Annotated in this window: 21 protein-coding genes; 12 read left to right on the forward strand and 9 right to left on the reverse strand. The window is 70.6% G+C overall.

All coding sequences use genetic code 11. The annotated features are described in order from the left end of the window. Positions 1 to 5: 5 nt before the first annotated feature. Entirely contained in the window at positions 6 to 1,628 is a 1,623-nt protein-coding gene (locus tag KF837_29760) for a hypothetical protein (GenBank protein MBX3231547.1), read from the reverse strand. A gap of 45 nt (positions 1,629 to 1,673) precedes the next feature. Further along, positions 1,674 to 2,606: a 3-methyl-2-oxobutanoate hydroxymethyltransferase gene (panB, locus tag KF837_29765; protein MBX3231548.1), complete on the reverse strand. Its 933-nt coding sequence runs from the start codon at positions 2,604 to 2,606 to the stop codon at positions 1,674 to 1,676. Positions 2,607 to 2,683: 77 nt separating this feature from the next. Between panB and KF837_29770 the strand changes: the two genes are divergently transcribed. The 4 genes from KF837_29770 to KF837_29785 are packed head-to-tail and all read left to right on the forward strand — an operon-like array spanning position 2,684 to position 5,534. Further along, a complete protein-coding gene (locus tag KF837_29770; GenBank protein MBX3231549.1) occupies positions 2,684 to 3,148 on the forward strand; it encodes a cytochrome c in 465 nt (154 codons plus the stop codon). Positions 3,149 to 3,161: 13 nt separating this feature from the next. Then, complete coding sequence (locus tag KF837_29775) at positions 3,162 to 3,548, forward strand: hypothetical protein (protein MBX3231550.1); 387 nt, start codon at positions 3,162 to 3,164, stop codon at positions 3,546 to 3,548. Continuing rightward, entirely contained in the window at positions 3,541 to 4,917 is a 1,377-nt protein-coding gene (locus KF837_29780) for a sigma 54-interacting transcriptional regulator (protein MBX3231551.1), read from the forward strand. Before KF837_29775 ends, KF837_29780 begins: the two co-directional genes overlap by 8 nt. Positions 4,918 to 4,964: 47 nt before the next feature. Then, a complete protein-coding gene (locus tag KF837_29785; protein MBX3231552.1) occupies positions 4,965 to 5,534 on the forward strand; it encodes a Uma2 family endonuclease in 570 nt (189 codons plus the stop codon). A gap of 32 nt (positions 5,535 to 5,566) precedes the next feature. Here the strand turns inward: KF837_29785 and KF837_29790 are convergent, their stop codons facing one another. After that, positions 5,567 to 7,039 (reverse strand): hypothetical protein, encoded by a 1,473-nt coding sequence (locus tag KF837_29790; protein ID MBX3231553.1) that lies wholly within the window; start codon positions 7,037 to 7,039, stop codon positions 5,567 to 5,569. A gap of 163 nt (positions 7,040 to 7,202) precedes the next feature. Here KF837_29790 and treS point away from each other — a divergent pair, with 163 nt between their 5' ends. Then, positions 7,203 to 10,478 carry a maltose alpha-D-glucosyltransferase gene (gene treS, locus KF837_29795; protein ID MBX3231554.1) on the forward strand — a complete coding sequence of 1,092 codons (3,276 nt, stop codon included), beginning with the start codon at positions 7,203 to 7,205 and terminating at the stop codon, positions 10,476 to 10,478. 39 nt (positions 10,479 to 10,517) lie between these two features. Next, positions 10,518 to 11,828 (forward strand): hypothetical protein, encoded by a 1,311-nt coding sequence (locus KF837_29800; protein ID MBX3231555.1) that lies wholly within the window; start codon positions 10,518 to 10,520, stop codon positions 11,826 to 11,828. A 7-nt stretch (positions 11,829 to 11,835) separates the two neighbouring features. Here the strand turns inward: KF837_29800 and KF837_29805 are convergent, their stop codons facing one another. Genes KF837_29805 through KF837_29820 form a run of 4 tightly spaced genes read right to left on the reverse strand, consistent with a single transcriptional unit; the run spans position 11,836 to position 14,553 of the window. Next, positions 11,836 to 13,107: a DUF3570 domain-containing protein gene (locus tag KF837_29805; protein ID MBX3231556.1), complete on the reverse strand. Its 1,272-nt coding sequence runs from the start codon at positions 13,105 to 13,107 to the stop codon at positions 11,836 to 11,838. Next, positions 13,092 to 13,301: a DUF4266 domain-containing protein gene (locus KF837_29810; protein ID MBX3231557.1), complete on the reverse strand. Its 210-nt coding sequence runs from the start codon at positions 13,299 to 13,301 to the stop codon at positions 13,092 to 13,094. The genes KF837_29805 and KF837_29810 overlap by 16 nt, the downstream gene beginning before the upstream one ends. Continuing rightward, positions 13,301 to 14,101, reverse strand: a complete 801-nt coding sequence (locus KF837_29815) for a hypothetical protein (protein ID MBX3231558.1) — start codon at positions 14,099 to 14,101, stop codon at positions 13,301 to 13,303. Before KF837_29815 ends, KF837_29810 begins: the two co-directional genes overlap by 1 nt. Beyond that, positions 14,086 to 14,553 carry a hypothetical protein gene (locus KF837_29820; GenBank protein ID MBX3231559.1) on the reverse strand — a complete coding sequence of 156 codons (468 nt, stop codon included), beginning with the start codon at positions 14,551 to 14,553 and terminating at the stop codon, positions 14,086 to 14,088. The genes KF837_29815 and KF837_29820 overlap by 16 nt, the downstream gene beginning before the upstream one ends. A gap of 1,362 nt (positions 14,554 to 15,915) precedes the next feature. On the opposite strand from KF837_29820, the gene KF837_29825 reads away from it, so the two are divergent. Genes KF837_29825 through KF837_29835 form a run of 3 tightly spaced genes read left to right on the forward strand, consistent with a single transcriptional unit; the run spans position 15,916 to position 17,667 of the window. Next, positions 15,916 to 16,107 carry a hypothetical protein gene (locus KF837_29825; protein MBX3231560.1) on the forward strand — a complete coding sequence of 64 codons (192 nt, stop codon included), beginning with the start codon at positions 15,916 to 15,918 and terminating at the stop codon, positions 16,105 to 16,107. Between the two features lie 25 nt (positions 16,108 to 16,132). Further along, a complete protein-coding gene (locus KF837_29830) occupies positions 16,133 to 16,420 on the forward strand; it encodes a hypothetical protein (protein ID MBX3231561.1) in 288 nt (95 codons plus the stop codon). Between the two features lie 23 nt (positions 16,421 to 16,443). Next, the gene (locus KF837_29835) at positions 16,444 to 17,667 is read left to right on the forward strand and encodes a TIGR04552 family protein (protein ID MBX3231562.1); all 1,224 of its coding nucleotides are present in this window, start codon (positions 16,444 to 16,446) and stop codon (positions 17,665 to 17,667) included. 26 nt (positions 17,668 to 17,693) lie between these two features. Here KF837_29835 and KF837_29840 read toward each other — a convergent pair whose 3' ends face one another. Beyond that, positions 17,694 to 18,530, reverse strand: a complete 837-nt coding sequence (locus KF837_29840; protein ID MBX3231563.1) for a hypothetical protein — start codon at positions 18,528 to 18,530, stop codon at positions 17,694 to 17,696. On the opposite strand from KF837_29840, the gene KF837_29845 reads away from it, so the two are divergent. Genes KF837_29845 through gmk form a run of 3 tightly spaced genes read left to right on the forward strand, consistent with a single transcriptional unit; the run spans position 18,508 to position 20,614 of the window. Continuing rightward, positions 18,508 to 19,110, forward strand: coding sequence for a DUF507 family protein (locus KF837_29845; protein ID MBX3231564.1), 603 nt, complete (start codon positions 18,508 to 18,510; stop codon positions 19,108 to 19,110). The genes KF837_29840 and KF837_29845 overlap by 23 nt on opposite strands. Position 19,111: 1 nt before the next feature. Continuing rightward, the gene (locus KF837_29850) at positions 19,112 to 19,969 is read left to right on the forward strand and encodes a YicC family protein (GenBank protein MBX3231565.1); all 858 of its coding nucleotides are present in this window, start codon (positions 19,112 to 19,114) and stop codon (positions 19,967 to 19,969) included. Positions 19,970 to 19,990: 21 nt separating this feature from the next. After that, positions 19,991 to 20,614: a guanylate kinase gene (gmk, locus tag KF837_29855; protein ID MBX3231566.1), complete on the forward strand. Its 624-nt coding sequence runs from the start codon at positions 19,991 to 19,993 to the stop codon at positions 20,612 to 20,614. 39 nt (positions 20,615 to 20,653) lie between these two features. Here gmk and lspA read toward each other — a convergent pair whose 3' ends face one another. Further along, positions 20,654 to 21,625: a signal peptidase II gene (gene lspA, locus KF837_29860; protein MBX3231567.1), complete on the reverse strand. Its 972-nt coding sequence runs from the start codon at positions 21,623 to 21,625 to the stop codon at positions 20,654 to 20,656. Positions 21,626 to 21,698 lie beyond the last annotated feature (73 nt).

Below are 21,698 nucleotides of genomic sequence, written 5' to 3' on the forward strand. Positions count from 1 at the left end.
ACGGGCTACTCGCAGTAGCCGAAGCTGCAGGTCGGGCGCGACGCAGGGCACGTCGACGACTCGGTGCAGCTCTGGCAGCCGGCCGGGGTCTCGCCCGGCGACGCCGCCTCGAACGCGCAGTCGCAGCGCAAGGACGGCTCGAACGGGGTGAGCGGCGCGCCCTCCTTCGCGCGCGTCACGCGCATCGCGCACTGCGGGACGTTGCCGACGACCTTGAGCGCGCCGAAGAGATCGACCGACTTCACCGGCGCCTCCTGGCGGTTGACCATGACGTACGCGAGCAGCTTCACCGCCGCGTTGCGCGCGGTGGCCGTCGCGCCGTTCGCCTCGAGGACCAGGTTCTGCGCCGCGACGGGATCGCCCGCGACGGTGCGGACGAGCACGTGGAGCGGGATCCAGAGGAAGTAGTGACCGTCGCGGACGTTGCGGCGATTGAACGCGCCCGGCGAGCTGTCGGGATAGAAGCCGACCTTCTGTCCGAAGTGCTGGAACGCGAGCGCCTTCATCACGTCGCGGTTGATGTCGACGATCTCCGACGCGCTGATCCCGATCGTCTTGACCGGGTTGTCGGAGAACTGGAGCGCGTTCTTCATGTTGCTCGAGCCGCTCGAGTCGCGGCCGCGGAGGCCGCCGATCGGGAGGCCGAGCGAGCGCGCGACGGTCTGCTGGTTGGCCGAGCTGGCGGTGCGGCGGAAGATGTAGAGCTCGTCCGTCCACGGCGCGACGCCGGACGCGGCGCCGAAGCCGTAGACCTTGTAGGCCGCCTCGGCGCTGATCACGAGCTCGGTGGAGGTCTTCGGCGTCGCGAGCATGATCGGGTTCACGGGCCCGAGCAGATCCTGGACGTCGGGCGGGAGCTGCACGTTCTGCGAGAGCCCCTCCTGCCCCGCGCAGCTGTCGGCGAAGAGCGCGGAGAGGTTGATGTCGGCCGGGTGCTCCTCCTCGAGCGTGCACTTTCGCGCCGTCCCCGCGGAGTCGTAGTAGACGATCTCGCCCGAGAGCTTCGGCGTGTTGAGGATGCGGCTCGCGACGCCGACGCACGACGACTTCTCGGAGTAGTACATCGTCGCGCCCGCGCCTGGCGCGGCGGAGCCCATCGCCTTCGCGATGACGTCCATCGGGAAGCCGGTCGCGCCGAGGATCATCACCGGGTTCGGGAGGTTCAGCGGACACGGGGCGGCGGTAGGCGCCGGTCCCGCGTCGTCGACCGGTGGCGGCGGCGCGCCCGCGTCGAAGGGAGGCGGCGTCGGTCCACCGTCGACGAGCGGCGGCTGCGGCGTGTTCGGATCGTAGCCCGCGATGCGGGCGGCGTTGTCGAACGGCACGAAGTCCGACGCCGTGCACGCGTTGAGGATCTCGTCCTGGTTCGTCGGCGCGCAGCGCCAGCAGCCGCGGCCGCCGAAGCCGGCCGGATCGAAGCAGCCGCCGTCGTCCGTGTCGGAGGCGTCGGGCGTGTCCCCGCCGTCGGGTGAGCCCGTGTCGGTGACGTTCGAGCCCGCGTCGTCGAGCGCGCCGACCTCGAACTGATCGAAGTCGAGCAACGAGGAGCACGCGACCGCGAACGACGCGATCACGAGCGCGAAGAAATAGAACGTCCTCGCTTCGATCCGACCGCCAAGGCTCCGCATGGCCGCGCAGCCTACTCGAGTCTGCGGCGCGCTTGCAGCAGTGATCTAGTGCCAGTGGTCGAGCGGCAGCGGCGAGTCGAGGTCCTCGACCTCGATCCCGAGATCGCGCCGCAGCATCGGGCTCCGCGACGGCGAAGCGACGGCGTTCGGCTTGTAGCTGTGGGCGGCGGCGGGGAACGCGCCGCTTCGGACGTCGGCCACGTAGGCGGCGATCGCGTCGACCGCGAGGTCACCGAGGTTCGCGAACCTCTTGGCGAATTTCGGCTGATGCCCGCGCGACAGGCCGAGGAGATCGGTGCACACGAGGACCTGACCGTCGCACCCCGCGCCGGCGCCGATGCCGATCGTCGGGACGGAGACGAGCGACGTGATGCGCTCCGCGAGATCCGGCGGCACCGCCTCGAGGACGATCGCGAACGCGCCGGCCTGCTCGACCGCGATCGCGTCGGCGAGGACCTTCTCCGCGCCTTCTCCCCTCCCCTGCACCTTGAAGCCGCCGAGCGCGTGCACGCTCTGCGGCGTGAGCCCGACGTGACCGACGACGGGGATCCCCGCGCGCACGATCCGATGCACGTGCTCGGCGACCTCCTGGCCGCCCTCGAGCTTCACGCTCTCGCACGCCCCGTCCTTCATCAGCTTGCCCGCGCTCTCGACCGCCTGCGCGGGCGAGACCTGGTAGCTCATGAACGGGAGATCGCCGGTGAGGTGCGCCGTCGTCAGCGCGCGCGCGACGGCGCGAGAGTGGTACGCCATCTCCTCGAGCGTGACCGGGATCGTCGTCGAGAGACCTTGCACGATCATGCCGAGGGAGTCCCCGACGAGGACCATGTCGGCGCCGGCCTCGTCGACGAGGCGCGCCATCGTATAATCGTAGGCCGTCACCATCGCGATCTTCGCGCCGCCCTTGCGCGCGCGGAGATCGGGGACGGTGACCTTCTTCGCCGCCGGTGACGGCTTCTGCGGACCCGAGCTGTACATGTCGATTGGTCGCGGCCGGCGAGCCGGTCCACGCCTCCTTCTCTTTGCTCTAGCGCCGGCTCTTCGTTGCGACAAGGTTGGTTCTCGCGCAGGTCCGCGGTAAAGGACGAGGCCTGCCCCGCTCCCGCCTTTTCTTCGGATTCTCCCTCCTCGCCACGGCCTGCCTCGCCGCTTGCGATCGGCCGCCTTCGGTCGAGCTCAAGGAGTGGACGCCGGCGGATCACGACGGCGAAAAAAAGACCGGCGGCCCCGCCGCGAAGCAGGGGGAGAAGGGCGACGCGGGCGGGACGCCGGCGCTCGTCGAGATCGCGTGGCGGAACCAGTGCGCGACCTGCCACGGCCCCGCCGGCAAGGGCGACGGCCCGCAGGGTCCGATGTTCAAGGCGGCCGACCTCTCGACGCCCGCGGTGCAGGACAAGCTGAAGGACGAGGACATCGCCGCCGCGATCACGAACGGCAAGGGGCGCATGCCGAAGTTCGATCTCCCGCCCGACGTCGTGCAGGGCCTCGTCACGCGCGTCCGCTCGTTCCGCGCGAACTGAAGCGGAGGAGCGAATGAACCGGCGCCGGATCGGCTCGCTCGTGTTCCTCGCGGTCGGGCTCGCGATCGCCTTCTTCCTCGCGAACGACGCGCCGCAGGAGCAGCACGTGCGCGTCGTCCTCGGGAGCGGCGCGCCGGAGGTGACCGGCGTCACGCTCTCGTACCTCGGCGCGGGCGGCGACGTCGCGGACGAGACCCACTTCACCTACGCGCCGGGGAAGGCGCCGCGCGTCGTCGCGCACGAGCCGAAGCTCCCGCACGGCGACTACCAGCTCCGCGTCGACGTCGCCGCGACGCCGCCCGACGCTTCGACGGAGATTCACCGCTCCGTCGAAAGGCAGGTTACGCTGAAGGGCGGCAGCGCCCAGGTCGACGTCTCGAGCGCCATCGTTCATGACTGAAGAGAAGGAACCCGTCCCCGCCGCCAAGGCGCCTTCGCCCGAGGTCTCGACGCGCGCCGCCGCCAGCGTCGTCGGCGCGCCGGCGGGCGTGCTCGCGGTCGTGCTCAGCGGATCGGCGAAGGGCACGAGCAAGGTCGTCGGCGGCCGCTTCACGATCGGCAAGGCGAACGACAACGACCTCGTCCTCGGCGACGACACGGTGTCCCGCCACCACTGCGAGATCCTCCGCGCGCCGGACGGGCTCCACGTGCGCGACCTCGAGTCGACGAACGGCACGAAGATCGACGGCACGCGCGTGCGCGAGGCGACGCTCCAGCCGGGCAACGTCCTCAAGGTCGGCGAGGTCGAGATCCACTTCCGTCCCGCGGCGCAGAAGGTCGAGGTCCTCCCGAGCGACAAGACCAGCTTCGGCGGCGCGATCGGGCACAGCCTGCCGATGCGGACGATCTTCGGCGTGCTCGAGCGCATCGCGCCGACCGACGCGACCGTGCTCCTCGAGGGCGAGACCGGCACCGGCAAGGACGTCCTCGCGCGCGCGATCGCGAGCACGTCGGGGCGCGCGAACAAACCGTTCCTCGTCGTCGACTGCGGCGCGGTCACCTACTCCCTCATCGAGAGCGAGCTCTTCGGGCACGAGCGCGGCGCGTTCACCGGCGCGGTCTCCACCCGCCAAGGCGCGTTCGAGCTCGCCGACGGCGGCACCGTGTTCCTCGACGAGATCGGCGAGCTCCCGCTCGACGTGCAGCCGAAGCTCCTCCGCGTGCTCGAGACGCGCGAGTTCCGCCGCGTCGGCGGGAACAAGACGCTCGCGACCAACGTGCGCGTCATCGCGGCGACGAAGCGCGACCTCCAGCGCGAGGTCGGCGCCGGCAAGTTCCGGGAGGACCTCTACTTCCGCCTCGCGGTCGTGCCGGTCACGGTCCCTCCCCTCCGCGCGCGGCGCGAGGACATCCCCAACATCGTGACGCACATCTTGAAGGCGGCCGGCGGCGAGGGGCTCACCGTGCCGTCCGACACGATGCAGTCGCTCGTCGCGCACGAGTGGCCCGGCAACGTGCGCGAGCTCCGCAACGTCCTCGAGCGCTCGATCTACATGGCGCACGCGATGGGCTCGACCGAGATCGGGGTCGTCACGCTGCCGACCGCGCACGGCGGCGCGGAGGCGGCGTTCCACTTCGAGCCGACCCAGAGCTACCGCGAGACGCGCGCGAAGTACGACGCGGAGTTCGAGAAGCGCTACGTGAAGTGGCTGCTCTCACGCCACAACGGCAACATCTCCGCCGCCGCGCGCGAGGCGAAGATGGACCGAAAGCACCTCCACGACATGGCCAAGAAGCACGGCCTCCGCGGCAACGACGCCGAGGACTGAGCAAGGCCACGCGGCGCGCGCGCCGAGGGTGCTACGATCGTGAAGCGATGGGCGAACCGGCCGAGGAGATCGGGGTCTCCTTCCGAGAATTCTGGGAGTACGAGGGCCTCCCCGAGACGCGCTACGAGCTCTTCAGCGGAGAAATCGTGGCGATGAACCAACCTTCGCTGCGGCACGGCGCGCTCCAAGGATCCCTCATCGGAGAGCTCATGCGCACGCTCGAGGGCCGGTGCCAGGTGCTGGGGCCGGTGGGCGTCTACTGCGAAGCCACCGGAGACGCGTTCGGTCCCGACGTCATCGTGCTCTGTGAGCCGGCGATCTACGACAAGGAGATCGGGCGCGCGCTTACGAACCCGAGCGCCATCTTCGAGATCCTCTCCCCGGGCACGTCGAAGATCGACACCCATGAGAAGCTCCCGGCGTACAAGGCCATTCCGTCCTTGCGCGAGTACGTCCTGGTCTCGCAACGAAAGAGGCTCATCCAACTTCACAGGAGGACGAGCAGCGGCTGGATCAGCGAACAGTATTCCTCGGGCGCTCTTCGCATCTGCGATGGCGAGATCACGGTCGAAGCGATCTACGAACGCGTGGACACCTCGGCGCTCTTGCCGCGTTGAGCGCCGATCGACGGAGCCGTGCTGCTACGGGCTCAGGGACGGAACACCGTCACCGAGCGCGCGCCGGTGCGGGTCGAGAGCATCATCGCGGAGCTGTTCGGGATCGGGAGGAGCTCGTCGTCGGTGTTCGTGCGGCACCCCGTGAGGACGGTGGGGCTCGGCCAGAGCTGCGTGATCAGCTCGCCGCCGCCGGAGTCGCACGACCTCGGCGCGTAGAGCACCTGGCCGTCGCCGCTCAGCTCGACGCTGAACGAGTAGTTGTAGTCGACGCCCTTGTCGAACGCGCCGAGCGTGTTGCCGGTCCGGTCGTCGACGAGGCGGATCGACTCCGCGCGCGTCGCGCGGTCCTTCACGCCGAGGACGAAGCGGTTCGTCGCCGGGGTCGTCCGATCGAGCTGGAGCTCGAGGTTCTCCTCCTTCGGGATCGCGACCGCGGGCGCGATCGCGCCGTCGACCGGCGTGACGCCGAGCCAGTTCGGCTTCGAGCCGCGCTCGGGCCCGCCGCGGAAGACCAGCGTCGAGCGATCGGTGCTCACGCGGAACCAGAGCAGGTCCGGATCCGTCACGAGCGTGCGCGGGACCCCGGTCCCGCCGAGGCTCGCGCGCTCGATCGCCCAGGTCCCGTCCAGCTTCTGCGCGGAGTACACGACGTGCGACGCCGCGACCTTCGCGACGTCGGCGATCTGCTTGAACGGGCCCGCGATCACGCGGACGGCGCCGGTCTTGGCCTCGACGCGCGCGACGGAGTAGCCGTCGGCGGAGCGGCCGACCTTCGCGAGGTAACCGTACCCGTCGAAGGTGTCGCGAAGCGAGGTCAGGACCGGCGCGGCGGGGCTCACCGACGCGCTCAACGTCGGCGTCGAGGGCACCGGATCGAGGACGCGGAGCGTGCGGCCGCCCTGGCTGAGGAGCATGCGGCGCGACGACGTCGTGCTCCAGAGCGAGACCGCCGACGCGCTCACGTACGGGACGTGCTCGACGAGCCGCGGGGTCGTCGATCCGACCTTCCCGACGACGAGCTTCTGGCCGCCGCTGGCGTACGCGAGGAACGCGATGTCACCGGCCTCCGTGATCGTGATCCCCTCGAGGGGCTCGCGCATGCCCTCGAGCGGGATCTTCGTGACGACGACGTCCCAGGTCGTCCGGAACGTCGCGACGTTGAAGTCGTACGAGCCGTCGGCGTGACGGAGCGCCCAGTACACGTACTTGCCGGTCGTGCCGGCGGCGAGGACCTTGTCCGTCGCCTTGTAGCTGCCCGCGCGCGTCGCCGCGCCGCCGCCGCGGACGCTCCGGCGCACGATCCGGCCCTCCCCGCTCGCGCCGACGCACTCCACGTAGACGATCCATTCGCCGTCGTCGGTGCCGACGGGCTTGCTGCAGGCGACGAGCTGCGTCGACGTCGCGATCGCGTCCTCGCTCTCGGCGGTCGACTCGTCCGGCGCCGCGCACGCGGCGGCGGAGAGCGCGAAGGAAAGGAGCCCGAGCGAGGTCATCCGACGAAACATGCGGCGGGTCATAGTCGCGCTCCGATCCAGCGCAACGGGAAAAGTGCACGCCGCCTCGCCCTCCGGAGCGAAAAACCTTCCCTGAAAAATATGCGCCCGCGGCTAGCGGCAACTCACCGCCTTGAGCGCGCATGCGGCGAGTGAGAGATTTCAGCTCTCCGACATGACACCAAAAAGCATCCGCCCGAGCCGAGGACTCTCCGACGATCCCCTCTGGTACAAGGACGCCGTCATCTACGAGGCGCGCGTCCGCTCGTTCTTCGACGCGAACGGCGACGGCATCGGAGACTTCCAGGGGCTCCGGCAGAAGCTCGACTACCTCGCCGATCTCGGCGTCACCGCGATCTGGATCCTCCCGCACTACCCCTCGCCGGGGCGCGACGACGGGTACGACTGCGCGGACTACACCGGCGTGCACCCGGACGTCGGCACGATCGAGGACTTCGACGAGTTCGTGCGGGAGGCGCACCGGCGCGGCGTCCGCGTGATCACCGAGCTCGTGATGAACCACACCTCGGACCAGCACCCGTGGTTCCAGCGCGCGCGGCGCGCGGCGCCGGGGTCGCCGGAGCGCGACTTCTACGTCTGGAGCGACGATCCGGACAAGTACAAGGACGCGCGCATCATCTTCCGCGACTTCGAGCCTTCGAACTGGTCGTGGGACCCGATCGCGAAGTCGTACTACTGGCATCGCTTCTTCGCGCACCAGCCCGACCTCAACTTCGAGAACCCCGCCGTCCACCAGGCGATGTTCGACACGGTCGACTTCTGGCTCGCGCGCGGCGTCGACGGCCTCCGGCTCGACGCGGTGCCGTACCTCTACGAGGAGGAGGGCACCAACTGCGAGAACCTCCCCCGCACCCACGTGTTCCTGAAGAAGCTCCGCGCCCACGTCGACGCGAAGTTCCCGAACCGCCTCCTCCTCGCGGAGGCGAACCAGTGGCCCGAGGACGCCGCCGCCTACTTCGGCAACGGCGACGAGTGCCACATGAACTTCCACTTCCCGATCATGCCGCGCCTCTTCATGTCGATTCACATGGAGGACCGGTTCCCGATCATCGACATCCTCCGCCAGACGCCGGAGCTGCACCCGACCTGCCAGTGGGGCATGTTCCTCCGCAACCACGACGAGCTCACGCTCGAGATGGTGACCGACGAGGAGCGCGATTACATGTATCGTGCATATGCGCACGAGCAGAAGATGCGCATCAACCTCGGCATCCGGCGCCGCCTCGCGCCGCTCGTGTCGAACGACCGCAAGAAGATGGAGCTCCTGAACGGGCTCCTCTTCTCGATGCCGGGGACGCCGATCCTCTACTACGGCGACGAGATCGGCATGGGCGACAACGTGTGGCTCGGCGATCGCAACGGCGTGCGCACGCCGATGCAGTGGAGCGCGGACCGCAACGCGGGCTTCTCGCGCGCGAACCCGCAGAGCCTCATCCTCCCGATCATCATCGACCCCGAGTACCACTACGAAGCGCTCAACGTGGAGATGCAGCAGTCCAACGGGAGCTCGCTCCTGTGGTGGACGAAGCGGCTCATCGCGCTCCGGAAGCGGTACCGCGCGTTCGGTCGCGGGACGGTGGAGTTCCTCCACCCCTCGAACCCCCGCGTCCTCGCCTTCATCCGCCAGTGGGAGGACGAGACGATCCTCGTCGTCGCGAACCTCTCCCGTCACGTCCAGTACGCCGAGCTCGATCTCGCGGCCTTCGACGGGAAGGTGCCCGTCGAGCTGATGGGCAAGACGCGGTTCCCGACCGTGAACGGCTCGCAGAGCTACATGCTCACCCTCGGCGGGCACGACTTCTACTGGTTCTCGATCGAGGTGCCGCGCGGCGCGACCGAGGGGCGGCCGAGCCTCGCCGGGCCGATCAACCTGCTCTGCACGAGCGTGCAGTCGCTCCTGTTCGGCGACGAACGCTCGCTCCTCGACGACGCGCTGCCGACCTTCCTCGTCGGGCGCGGCCTCGCCGACACGTCGATCGTCGCGGCGAAGGTGATCGAGTCGGTCACCCTCACCGACGGCGACGAGCCGCTCGTCTACGTGCTCACGCGCGTGGAGTACGGCGATCAGGAGCCGGAGACGTTCGCGATCCCGCTCGCGGTCGTCGCGGAGGCCCCGCCGAACGCGTCGCTCGTCGCGGGGCTCCAGCTCCCGAGCGGCGAGAGGAAGGCGCTCGTCGAGGCCACGACCGAGACCGCCGCGCGCGTGCTGGTGGAGGCCGCGACGAAGGGCACGACCTTCGCCGCCTCGAGCGGGAAGATCGTCGGCGGCCTCGTCGCGGGGGCGAGCCTCGACACGAGCACGCTCGGCGAGCCGCGCGTGCTCGGCACCGATCGCCTCGGCGTGACGATCGCCTACGGCGACCGCGCGGTGCTCAAGCTGCTCTACCGCGTCGAGGAAGGGACCGAGCCCGAGCTCGAGGTCGCGCGCTTCTTCCGCGGGACCGAGACCCCGATCACGCCGCGGGTCCTCGGGTTCGTCGAGCGCCGCGTCGGCCGCGGCGAGCCCGCGACGCTCGCGCTGCTCGAGGAGTACGTCGTCAACGAAGGCACCGCCTGGCAGCAGGCGCGGAGCGAGGTCGGCCGCGTCTACGAGTACGTCCTCGCGCAGCCGGCCGACATCGCCGCGCCCGCGCTCCCCTCCGCGTCGCTCCTCGAGCTCGCGATGCTCGATCCGCCCGCGCAGCACGCCGAGATCGCCGGCGCCTACCGCGACTGGGCGGTCCTCCTCGGCCGCCGCACCGCCGAGCTCCACATCGCGCTCGCGCGCTCGGAGGACCCCGCGTTCGCGCCGACGGCGTACTCGGTGATGGACCAGCGCTCGAAGTACCAGAGCGCGCGCAACCTCGTCGGCCGCGGGCTCGGCTCGCTCCGCCGCGCGCTCGACACCCTGCCCGCCGGAACGCGTGAGAGCGCGGCGCGCCTCGCCGCGATCGAGCCGCAGATCCTCGCCCGCTTCGAGCCGATCCTCACGACGCGCATCGAGTCGCTCCAGGTCCGCGGTCACGGCAACCTCCACCTCGGCCGCGCGCTCTTCACCGGGAAGGACTACATGCTCATCGGCGCGGGCGGCGGGCGCGACCGGCGGCTGACCGAGCGGCGGCGCAAGCGCGGCGCGCTGCGCGACGTCGGGAGCATGATCCGATCGTTCCACTACGCGGCGGCGACGTCGCTCCTCGCGCTCCGCCCCGAGGACCAGACGCGCGCCGATCCGTGGGGCTGGCTCTGGCAGACGTGGGCGACCGCGGCCTACCTCCGCGGCTACCTCGAGACGGCGACGGGCCAGCCCTTCCTCGCGCCGCCGCCGATGCTCGGCGTCCTCCTCGACGCGGCCATCATCGAGAAGGCCTTCGCCGAGCTACGGAGCGAGGTCGCGCATCGCCCGGAGATGGCGTGGATCCCGATCCAGGGGATCCTCCGCTACATCCGCTGAAACGAGCAACCGGCGGCGTCGGCGGCCGACTCGCCGCCCATGACCGAATACGTCCGAGGCGTCGGGCACCTCCGCTGGCGCGAGCCCGATCCCACGCCCCCGCCGGATGCCGCGCCGGCGTCTCCTCCCACCGTTCTCGAGCGCCTCCCGTCCGCGCGCGAAGACGCGGTCCGCGACGCGATGCTCGCGGCGGCGGCGAGGAACGCGACGGCGGGACCTCCGCCGCCGCCCAACGATCGGATCCTGTACCTCGGGCTCAACCCGAGCGCGGCGGCGGAGTCGGCGGCGCTCGCCGCGGACGTCACGATCGCCGTCTCGGGCTCGTCGATCGTCGCTTGCGGAGGCAAGGACCACGACCTCGCGACCGACGTGGGCGTCCACTCCTTCGCCGCCGCCCTCGCCGCGGAGCACGGGCTCTCGCCCGCGCAGCGCACCACCGTGACGACGGTGCTGAAGCGCGCCGACCCGATCGGCCGCGACGAGCTCGCGCGCCTCGCGCTCGCGTGGGCGCCGGCCGAGCGCGGCGCGTCGGTGCCGTCCCGCCTCGTGATCTCGGGGCACTCGATGATGGGGCACATGTACAACGACGCGGGGACGGCGGCGTTCAACCTCCAAGACGTCCGCGATCTGGCGCGGGCGTTCCCGCGCGCGGCGGAGCAGATCGAAGACGTCCACGTCGGCGGCTGCTACTCCGAGAACGAGGTGCAGGATCCGGCCTCTTGGCGCGGGGTCTTCCAGCACGTGAAGACGATCTGGGGCTACGGCGGGTTCTCGCCGCTCGGGCCGGTCGATCACATGAAGGCCTGGAAGACCGCGACGGCGGGGCGCGCGGAGTCGATCGACAAGAACGTCCTCCTCGCGCGGGCGCCCGCGACGGCGTGGACGAAGAGCCAGGGCGTCATCGGGGAGACCGTCTCGCTCGAGAAGCGGCGCGAGAACGCGCGCGACGCGGACGACGTCTTCGCCGACCTCGTCTCGGGAAAGATCCGCGTGACGCACGCGCATCAGCCGAACGCCGAGCGGGCGTACGACGCCTACGGCAGCGTCGCGGCGCACCGGAACGCCGATCCGGCGGAGCGCGCCCGCGCGGCGGAGCGGCAGGGGCAGGTCTTCCGCATCCGCTTCTGGGAGCAGAGCGTCCGCGCGCAGGTCGCGCGCGCGTACGGCGCGGCGATCGACGAGGCGATGACGACCGCAGGCCTGCCGAAGATCGACGTCGCGACCGCGACGCGTAAAGAGCTGATGGACGCGTTCGAGGCGCTCCGCGCGAAGACGGGCGCGCTCCCGCCGCTGCTGGATCGGATCGCGAAGCTCGATCCGCGCGTGATCGATCACAAGTGGTGCGTGTGATCCCGGCTCAGAACAGCGCGCCGGCGGTGAGGCCGAAGATGAAGGCGCGCGCGTTCTCGATCGGCCGGCCGGCGAGGGTGTACTCGTCGTAGGAGAACTGGATCAGGTCGAACGACGCGCCGACCTTGGCGCTCTCGAGGATGCCGAGGAGGCGCGGCTTGCCGCCCTCGAACCGCGGGGCGGGGCGGATCGTGTACGCGACGCGCGCGCCGAGGCCGAGGCTCCAGAACGGCGAGAGCTCGCGATCGCCGGTGAAATACTGACCCTTCGGGCCGAGCGGGGGATCGCCGCCGGTGTAGTCGTCGCTCCAGAAGAGCGCGCCGCTCTGCTTGTAGTAGCGGCCGCGCGCGGTGACGCGGAAGCTCTCGAAGAGGTAGCGCTCGGCCTCGAGCTCGCCGGTGCCGCTCGTGACGTCCCAGGTGTCGCGGTAGATGCGGCCGGTCAGGCGGAACGCGACCTTGATCGGGCGGACGTAGAAGTTCATCCGGAGCGCGAGCGCCTGGCGCGCGCGCTGCTCCGGATGATGCTCCTGCGCCTTGAGGCCCTGCGCGACGATGACGCTGCGGTACGGGTTCGACTGGAACCCCTCGATGAGCTGCGCGGTGTACGCGAGCTGCGTCGCGAAGACGGGCGTCCACGCCTGCGTCCAGCTCGCCTGGAAGCCGTCGATGTCGAGGCGCTCGCGCGCGCGGAGCGGGTTCTTCGTGAAGCAGCCGCTCGAGTCTTCGAGCGCGCGGAAGCGCGGGGCGGTGTCGTTCACCGCCTGCACGCGGTTGCAGACGGAGTCGAAGTTGCGCGCGTACGAGATCTCGAGCTGGGTGTTGTGGCCGTACGCGTCCGTCTTCGCGCCGACGAAGACGTTGTGCGAGCGGTAGTCGTTCTCGGTCCCGTAGGTGTACGCGGCGGTGTACGCGACGTCGCCCTTCCGCAGCGTGAGCCCGCCGTTCGGCGAGTGGCGCACGTCGCGCACGCTCGCGGTGGTGATGACGTCGGCGCCGGCGTTCACGCTCTGGTACGCGGGGCCGGCCTTGGTCGCGACGCTCGCGCCCGAGACGACGTCGGCCTCGTAGCCGCCGCGGATCGTGATCCACTCCCACGGCGTCGCCTGCGCCGCGACGCCCGGGGTGTAGACCGTCATGTTCGAGCGCGTCGGCGCCTCGTGGTAGAGCGTGTGCGCGGTGTCGACCTCCGCGACCTGCGCGGACGCCTCCCGGCTCGCGAGCGACGCGAGCGCGGTGACTGCACAAGCAAACAGCAGCCGCCCTAGTTGCAGCCGCATCCTCCACCCGAGACGCCGCCCCCGCCGTACGAGCCTTCGCGGTTGTCGATCGCGTGCCGGAGCTGCGCCGCGGCCTGCGGGTCGCCCTCGAACTGCATGATCGGATCCGCCAGCACCGAGCGCTGGGCGGGCTTCACGGTGACGCAACCGGCGAGGCTGCTCAGCGCGACGAAACATGCAAAATACAACTTCATCAGAAGTACACTCCGAACCCGCCGGCGTAGGTCTGGGCGTTCTTGAAGCTCTCCGCGTCGAAGAGCGTCATGTTGGTGACCTCGAGGCGCACGAGGATGCGGCCGCGGAGCGCCATCAGGATGCCGCCGCCGGCGCGCGCCATGTAGAGGTCTTCCCTCTTGAGCACGAACGAGTCGGTGTTCGGCCGCGTGCTGATGCCGCCCGCGCCGATGCCGAGGAACGGGCAGATCGCCCAGCTCGGCGCGAAGTGCACGGTGACGCCGCCGCCGTAGAGGATCTGGGAGCCGTCGGCGGTGAGGGCGTTGCCGATGTAGCCGTCGAGGGTGACGGTGCGGTGCACGACGAGCGAGGGCCGGGCCTCGAGGTAGCCGAACGCGCGCGTGGTGTCGTCGCGGATCGGGATCGCGAGGATGCCGCCGAGGATCGCGAAGCCGGCGGTGGTGCCTTCGAGCGGCGGCGTCGCGAAGAGGCCGGGGCGCGACGGCGCGTCGGGCTCGCCGGGGCGCACGGCGAAGACCTGCATCTCGTCGCCGATGCCGAAGGCGCGGCGGCCGTCGGGGAGGACGACGGCGAGCCAGAAGCCGGTCCCTTGCCGACCGTCGACGGCGAAGGTCTCGCCGCGGTGGGCGGTGTAGATCGCGCGCGAGGAGATGCTGGGCCCGGTCCGGAGCTCGGCCGAGTCGACGACGACCCGCGCGAAGGCCTCCGGGTCCTCGGCCGCGCTCGCGACGCGCGCGACGAGCAGCGCGACGCAGGCGACGGCGAGCGCGAGGAGGCGGCGCATCATCGGAGCGCCCATTCGCGGAGGACCTCGACGACGGGATCGTTGGGGTCGAACACCTTGCGGGGGTGGTTCTGGCCGGTGGGGCGGAGGAGGAGGGGCGCGGTGTTGACGTCGCGGCTCATGACGAGCGTGACGGCTTGGAGGTTGCCCTGCGCGGCGCCGCCCGCGCCGATCTGCGCGCGGCTGGTGGGTCGTCCGTTGGCGCAGTCGATCGGGGCGTGGTTCGCGATCGCCATGCCGCTCACCGCGCCGGAGTTGAAGTGGCAGCCGTTCGCGGCGTCGCCGAACGCGGGATCGCCGGGCCCACACTTCTTCGCGACGAGGAGCTCCGGCTCGACGCGACAGAAGAAGAAGTCCGCATCGAAGTTCTCGTCCGGGACGACGAAGTTCGGCCCAGGATCGACCGTCGTGCACCCCGCAGTCGCGACCGCCGCGCCCACGAGCCAGAGCCAGCAGAGCCGCGGCACGCGCCGACGATAAACCGTGTCTCCCGATCTCTCAATGACCCAACGTCAGGGGCTTCGCCCCCGACACCCCCACCCCGGGACACGGCCCTCGCGCTGCGCGCTCGGGGCGCTTCGCGCCCGCTTGCGCGGCCGCTTCCCGGGGCCCCGTCGGGTAGCCGCGCGGGATATGGCTCCTTGCGCTGCGTGCTCGAGGCGCTTCGCGCTCGCGCGCGCGGACCTAACGTCAGGGGCTTCGCCCCCGACACCCCCACCCCGGGACACGGCCCTCGCGCTTCGCGCTCGGGGCGCTTCGCGCCCGCTTGCGCGGCCGCTTCCCGGGGCCCCGTCGGGTAGCCGCGCGGGATATGCCTCCTTGCGCTTCGCGCTCGGGGCGCTTCGCGCCCGCTTGCGCGGCCGCTTCCCGGGGCCCCGTCGGGTAGCCGCTCGGGATATGGCTCCGGGCCCATATGGGCGGGCGGTCGCTCGGACTCGCTCGGGGCTCGCTTGCGCGGGCCCGCTTGGGACATGACCTTCGCGCACGCGCTTGGGCGTTTCGGCCCGAGCGCGGCTTCCGGGTCTCGTTTGGCGCTCCCTCCCTGGGCGGGTGCTCGGGACATGGCTCTTGCGCCTTGAGCTCGAGGCGCTTTCACGCTCGCGTGCGCAGGCCCGCTCGCTTGCGCAGGCCCGCTCAGGACATGGCCTTCGTGCACGCGCTTGGGCGTTTTGGCCCGAGCGCGCGGCTTCCGGCCTGTGCGTTGAGCGCTGCTCGGGTATGGCCTTGCGTTGCGTGGTCGGTTCCGAGCTCGGGTCCGGGCGCCCGTTCTGTGCCGCTTCATCGCCGAGCTGCGGGCCGCGCGGGTTTGCGAGGGGACTACGCGCGGGCCCGAGTGCGCGCTGCGCGCCGGGGGCGCGCGTCTGATGCTGCGTGACCGCGCCCCGGAACGACGTAGCGAAAGGCAGAGGCCGCCAGCGCCCCAGACCGACGACGTAGCGAAAGGCCGGAGGCCGTGCGAGGCCCATATCGAAACGCTCATGGGTACGAATGCGCCGTTCGGGTCGGACGGCGAGCAAGCCTGGCCTTGACAGCTGGGTGGGTTCGGGCGTGGGTGGGGGGACACGGGGGCGTTGGCTCGGGGACGCGGTCGGGCGGGATGGTTTGTGTCGCAGGCGCGGCGAAATGTTCGGAACTGCTTTTGGAAGTGAACACCTACATTTGGGCGCGAAGATGGAACCTTTCGTGCGAAAGGTCGCCGCGTAGACGATGCCGTTTCTGATTGATGGGGCGCGCCCGAACCGACTAGAAGTTTCCCCCTCACCGCTAAGTGTCGTAGCTTGTCTTACATGTAGGGTGCAGCTTGCCCTCACTCATGCGGAGAGTATGGAATGAAGCTCACTCCCTGGTACCTCGCAGCGCTCGCACCCATCGCCATCGCCGGCTGTTCGGGCGCGCTCATGGGCCATGTCGCCGTCCTTGCCGTCACCGTCGCGATCTTCGTGGGTACCCTGTCGCTCGGGCGGAATCACGCCCCCGCGGCCGGCACGACCGACGTCGCGCAGCTCGACAAGGCCGCCTGATCTAGCGTCCGATGGTCGGACGGCCGTGCCTCGTCTGATCGCCATCGCTGCCTTCGCCACGCTCGTCGCCGCGGCTGCCGCGTGCGACAGCCCGGGCTTCACGACCCGCGGGACCCGCGAGCCGTCGTCGACGCCGGGCACGAGCTCGCCGTCGCCGGCGCCCATGTCGCATCGCCCGCCGCCGGCGGGCTCGCACGGCAAGCCGTCGCCGGCGCCGGCGAGCAAGCCTCAGCCGTCGAGCGCGCCTTCGTTCGGGCCCGCGCCGTCGCCGAACCCGCTGCCGCCTCCGCCCCCTCCCCCGATGGGGCGATGATCGCCTAAGCTGCGCGGTCGACCATGGCGCTGGTGCGGACGGACGGACTGAAAGAGCTCGACGAGTTCACGCTCGCCGACCTCGAAGCCGTGCGCCTCGTGCTGCGCGGCGACTCCGTCGTCGACTGGCATCGGCTCAACTTCGCCGACGAAGAAGAGGTCCGCGACTTCCTCCGCGCGCAGGAGTTCCACCCCGACGAGCCCGCCGATCGCGCGCGGATGAACGCGATCAAGAGCGAGGCGATCAACTACCTGCGGCGCCACTTCGAGTACCCGATCCCGAAGCCGGTGGAGCAAGCGTCGATCGAGGACCTGTTCCTCCTCGCGACGGGGCGCGGCCATCGTCAGACCTGCGCGTGCACGATCCTGAAGTGCACGCACATCATCCATCACCTCGACGGGCGCGAGCTGCTCTTCATGCTCCCGATGTCGGACGCCGAGATCTTCCACCTCGTCGAGGAGAAGGTCTACCGCGTCATCGGGAGCATGCTCGCCGAGGGCTTCCCGATCACCGAGTTCGTCGGCGGCCGCAAGAACAAGGACTCGCTCTACACGAAGCTCCTCTCGAAGCGCGAGGCGGTCTCGGCGCAGATCTTCGACAAGCTCCGCTTCCGCATCGTGTGCCGCGAGCGCGAGGACATCTTCCCCGTCCTCCAGTACCTCACGAAGAAGCTGTTCCCGTTCAACTACGTGATCCCGGGGCAGAGCATCAACTCGATGTTCAACTTCAAGCGGTACTGCCAGCAGAACCGCCACCTCAAGGGGTTCCTCTCCGAGATGCAGGCCGGCGCCGACGAGGAGCTCACGCCGACCGACAACATCTTCTCGGCCGACAACTACCACGTCATCCACTACGTCGTGGACATGCCGGTCCGCCTCCCGCGGAAGCTCCTCGAGCGCGCGCCGCAGCAGGCGTGGGCGCTCGGGCCCGTCGTCTTCGTCATCTGCGAGTTCCAGGTCATCGACCGCGCGACCGAGGCCTCGAACGAGCAGGGCGAGGCATCGCATGCAAAGTACAAGGACCGCCAGAAGAAGGCCGTCATCCGCCGCCTCCAGCTCGGCATGCGCGAGATGCGGACGCCGCCGCGCCGCGACGACGTGGTCCGCAGCGACTCGGTCCCCCCGCCCTCCCCGCAGCCGGTCTCGCCCGCGCCGCCGCCCGTCGCCGCGGCGCCCGAGGAGCCGGAGCCGGAGAAGCGGAAGCCCGAGAGCCGGCGCCGCCCGAAGGGCCCGAAGAGCCGCCGCTGAGTCGCTGAGTCGAGTCGTTGGGCCCGTCAGTCCGGATCGCGGACGAAGCGCAGGATGACGGGGAGGAAGAAGACGAACATCGCGACCGTGATCATCGCGCACGTGATCGCGAGGCCGACCGCGAAGTTCGTTCCGTCGTGGGTCTTGAGCGCGCGCTCGTAGAGCGCGACGTCGGGGGAGCGCTTCTTGCGGAGCGACGCGATGTCCTGGCGCAGCTCGAACTGCCGGAGGAGCACGCGGATCGCGTAGATCGGCGTCTCCCAGACCTTCGCCGGCGGCGTCGGGTAGCGCGCGATCATCACCGCCGCGTCCGGCTGCGCGGGCGGCATGAACGCGAGCGGCGGCTGCTGCGCCTGCTGCGGCGCGACCTGCGGCGACGACGGCGGCGCGAGGTTGTTCGGCGTCGACTGCTGCGCCGCCATCTGCGCCGCCATGTGGGGATCGCTCGTCGGCCTCCCCGAGCGCGCGGGGAGCGGCTGCGGCATCGGCTCGGAGTGAGCCGGGTACGCGCCGGAGGCGCCGGTGCGGCCGGGCGGATGGCTCGGCCCGGAGGCGGGGCCGGGCCCGAGCGAGCCGGACGACGGCGGCGCCGCGGGGCGAATCGGGGTGTCGAGCTCGAGCGAGATGCCGGAGCTGCCGTCGTCGTCGTCGCCGAGGCCGCCGAGCGTGCCGCCCGAGTAGGAGCTCGCGCCGACCGACGCGCCGCTGCCCGAGCCGCGCTCGATCGCGTCCCACTCGTCGTCGTCGGAGGCGGGCGCGGCGGCGGGCTTCTTCGCCGCAGCGATGGGTCCCTTCCCGCACGACGGACATGGCCCACCGCTCGGGTTCACCACGGCCTTCTTGCAGAAGGGACAGACGGTCATCGCGGACTGCGGAAGAATACGCCACCCCGCTTCGCTTTTGCGAACGAGTGGACTACGGTGCACCGCCATGCGGCTCTACGGCGCCAAGGTCGGACCACTTTCGCAGGAGGTCGTCCGTGCGCTCGTCTCGGGCAAGGAAATCGAGACGGACGCGCCGAAAGAGGTGGTCGCCGACATCGAGGCGGTCCTCAAGAGCTATCTCGATACGGAGAAAACCGTCGACGACAAGACCCGCGAGCTGCTCCAGCGGACCGGGCGTGGCCCCTCCGAATTCCAGAAGGTTCGCGCGCAGATCGCCGAGAGCCACGGCATCAAGGTCGGCGACGAGGCGCTCGACTACCTGCTCGATCAGGTCGTCGAGATGCTCATGCACTCGCATCACGTCGAGGAGGTCTTCGCCGAGGACATCGCGCTTCGCCGCAAGATGGCGCCGATCTTCAAGAAATTCATGGGCGCCGACGACGAGCTCGAGACCGAGGTCCGCGCCCAGCTGCGCCACGTGAAGGAAGGCACCGCGCAGTGGGACATCGAGCACGCGCGCGTGATGGAGATCGTGAAGCGCAAGCGCGGCCTGTCCTGAGATGAAGAGCATGACCGGCTTCGGGGCCGGGGACGTGCTCTTCGCCGGCGGCAAGCTCACGATCGAGATCCGCGCGGTCAACCATCGCTACCTCGACCTCCGGATCCGCGCGCCGGCGCAGCTGCCGGACCTCGCGAACGTCGTCGACTCGCTCGCGCGCGAGCGGCTCACGCGCGGGCGCTTCGACGTCACGGTGCGCCTCGACGGCGGGGCGCTCGGGGCCGTCGTCCTCGATCGCGAGCGCGCGCGCTCCGTCTTCGCCGCGCTGACGGAGCTCCGCGACGAGCTCGCGCCCGGCGTCGACGTGCCGCTCTCGCTCCTCGGCGCGGTGCCGGACCTGTTCGTCCCCGCCCTCGACGACGACGACGCGCTGAACGCCGCGCTCGTCGCCGCCTTCGACGCCGCCCGCGCCGCCCTCGACGAGATGCGGCGGCGCGAGGGCGACGCGCTCGCGGCCGACCTGCGGCGGCGGCTCGCTTCGGTCCGCCGCCTCGCGGGGGCGGTGGCGGAGCGCGCGCCGGCGATGGCGGAGGCCTACCGCGCGCGGCTGACGGAGAAGATCGCGCGGCTCGGCCTCGAGCCCGATCCGACGCGCCTCGCGCAGGAGGTCGTCCTCTACGCCGACCGCGCCGACGTGGCGGAGGAGCTCACGCGCATCGAGGGGCACGCCGCGCACCTCGAGGGGATGCTCGCGTGCGACGGGGCGATCGGCCGGCGCCTCGACTTCCTGCTCCAGGAGATGGCGCGCGAGGTGAACACGATCGGCGCGAAGAGCCAGGACGTCGCCGTCGCGCACGCGGTGGTCGATCTCAAGACCGAGATCGAACGCATGCGCGAGCAGGTGCAGAACGTCGAGTAGCGAGCTACCATCCCGCCTCCCATGAGCGATCCGTTCCTGCTCCTCATCCTTTCGTCGCCGAGCGGGGCGGGCAAGACGACGCTCACGCGCAAGCTCCGCGAGAAGTTCCCCAACCTCCGCTTCAGCGTCTCGCACACGACGCGGAAGCCGCGCGCGACGGAGGAGAACGGCCGCGACTACCACTTCATCAACCGCAAGGACTTCGACGAGCTCGTCGAGCGCGAGGCGTTCCTCGAGTGGGCGCACGTCCACGAGAACTGCTACGGCACGAGCCTCGGCGAGATCGAGCGCGCGAAGGCGGACCCGCAGTGCGCCGGCATCATCTTCGACATCGACTACCAGGGCGCGCGCCAGATCCGGGCGAAGGTCCCGGAGGCGATCGCGGTGTTCATCCTCCCGCCGTCGATGATCGAGCTCGAGCGCCGCCTGAAGGGGCGCAACAGCGAGACCGAGGAGATGGTGCGGAAGCGCTTCGCCGCGGCGCAGGTGGAAATCGAGCATTACGGCTTTTTCGACTACCTCGTCGTCAACGACGAAATCGACAAGGCGTTCGGCGACCTCGAGGGCATCATCCTCGCCGAGCGGAGCCGGCGCCATCGCCGCGCGGAGCTGGCGGAGCGCCTGCTCCGGGCCGGCAAGCTCTGACACGCCAGCTCGTCGGGCCTTCGCGCGAACGCGTCGCGATCAGCCGCTGGTGATGGTCTTGCCTTCTTCCGGCTTGGCTTCGGGGATGTCGGTCGCGTCGGGCGGGGCTTCGGAGCCGTCGGCGAGGCGCGCGCTCGTCTCGCCCGCGTTCGCGGCGTCGGCGGCGGGAGGCGTCGCCTCGTCGAGGGCGGCGCTCGCGACGAGGCCGGCGGGCGCGAGCGCCGCGTCGGTGGTCTCCAGCGGGACGTCGGCCGCGAGCGGGGTCGGGCGCCGGCCGCGGCGGGACGTGAGCATGTCGATCGCCATGAGCGCGACGCCGACGCAGATCGCGATGTCGGCCACGTTGAAGGTGGGCCAGTGGTCGGTGACGACGTGCTTCGGGTAATACTTCGCGACGAGCTCGTTGAGCTTCTTGATCCAGTCGGCGCGGTAGTCGATGAAGTCGATGACGTAGCCGTACCGGATGCGGTCGAACACGTTGCCGAGCGCGCCGCCGAGGACGAGCGGGAGGCCCCACTTGAGCGCGTACTGCCGCGGCTGGAGCCGGCGGTAGAGCGTGACGATGAACGCGATCGCGGCGACGGAGACGAGGAGGAAGAAGGGGCGGCGGACGTTCTCGCTCTCGCCCTGCAAGAGTCCCCACGCGCCACCTTTGTTCTTCGCGAGGACGAACATGAGGTGGTTGTCGATGACGGTGACGAACGTCGGGTACTCGACGAGGCGCTTCTCCGCCCAGAGCTTCGTGCCGACGTCCGAGACGAGGGAGACGATCGAGACCACGGCGAGGAACACCGCCGACGGACGCGGTCCGAGGATCGTCTCCGGGATCGCCTTCGACGTGCCGTCCGGCCGGCCGAGCCGCTCGACGCCGGGCGCGAGCTCGGGCTCGGCAGGCGGCTCCGCGGCGGCAGGCGGCTCCGCGGCGGCGGGCGGCTCCGCGGCGGCGGCGGGCTCGGTGGGGGCAGCCTCTGCCGTAGCGGGCGCGTCTTCTTTCGACTCGGGTTCGCTCATTCTGTTGCGCGGATGTTCAGCACCGCGGGGAGCCGCGCACGCTACTCGAAATCCCGTTCGCAAACGAGCCTTT

It is taken from the genome of Labilithrix sp., assembly GCA_019637155.1.
GTDB lineage: Bacteria > Myxococcota_A > Polyangia > Polyangiales > Polyangiaceae > Labilithrix.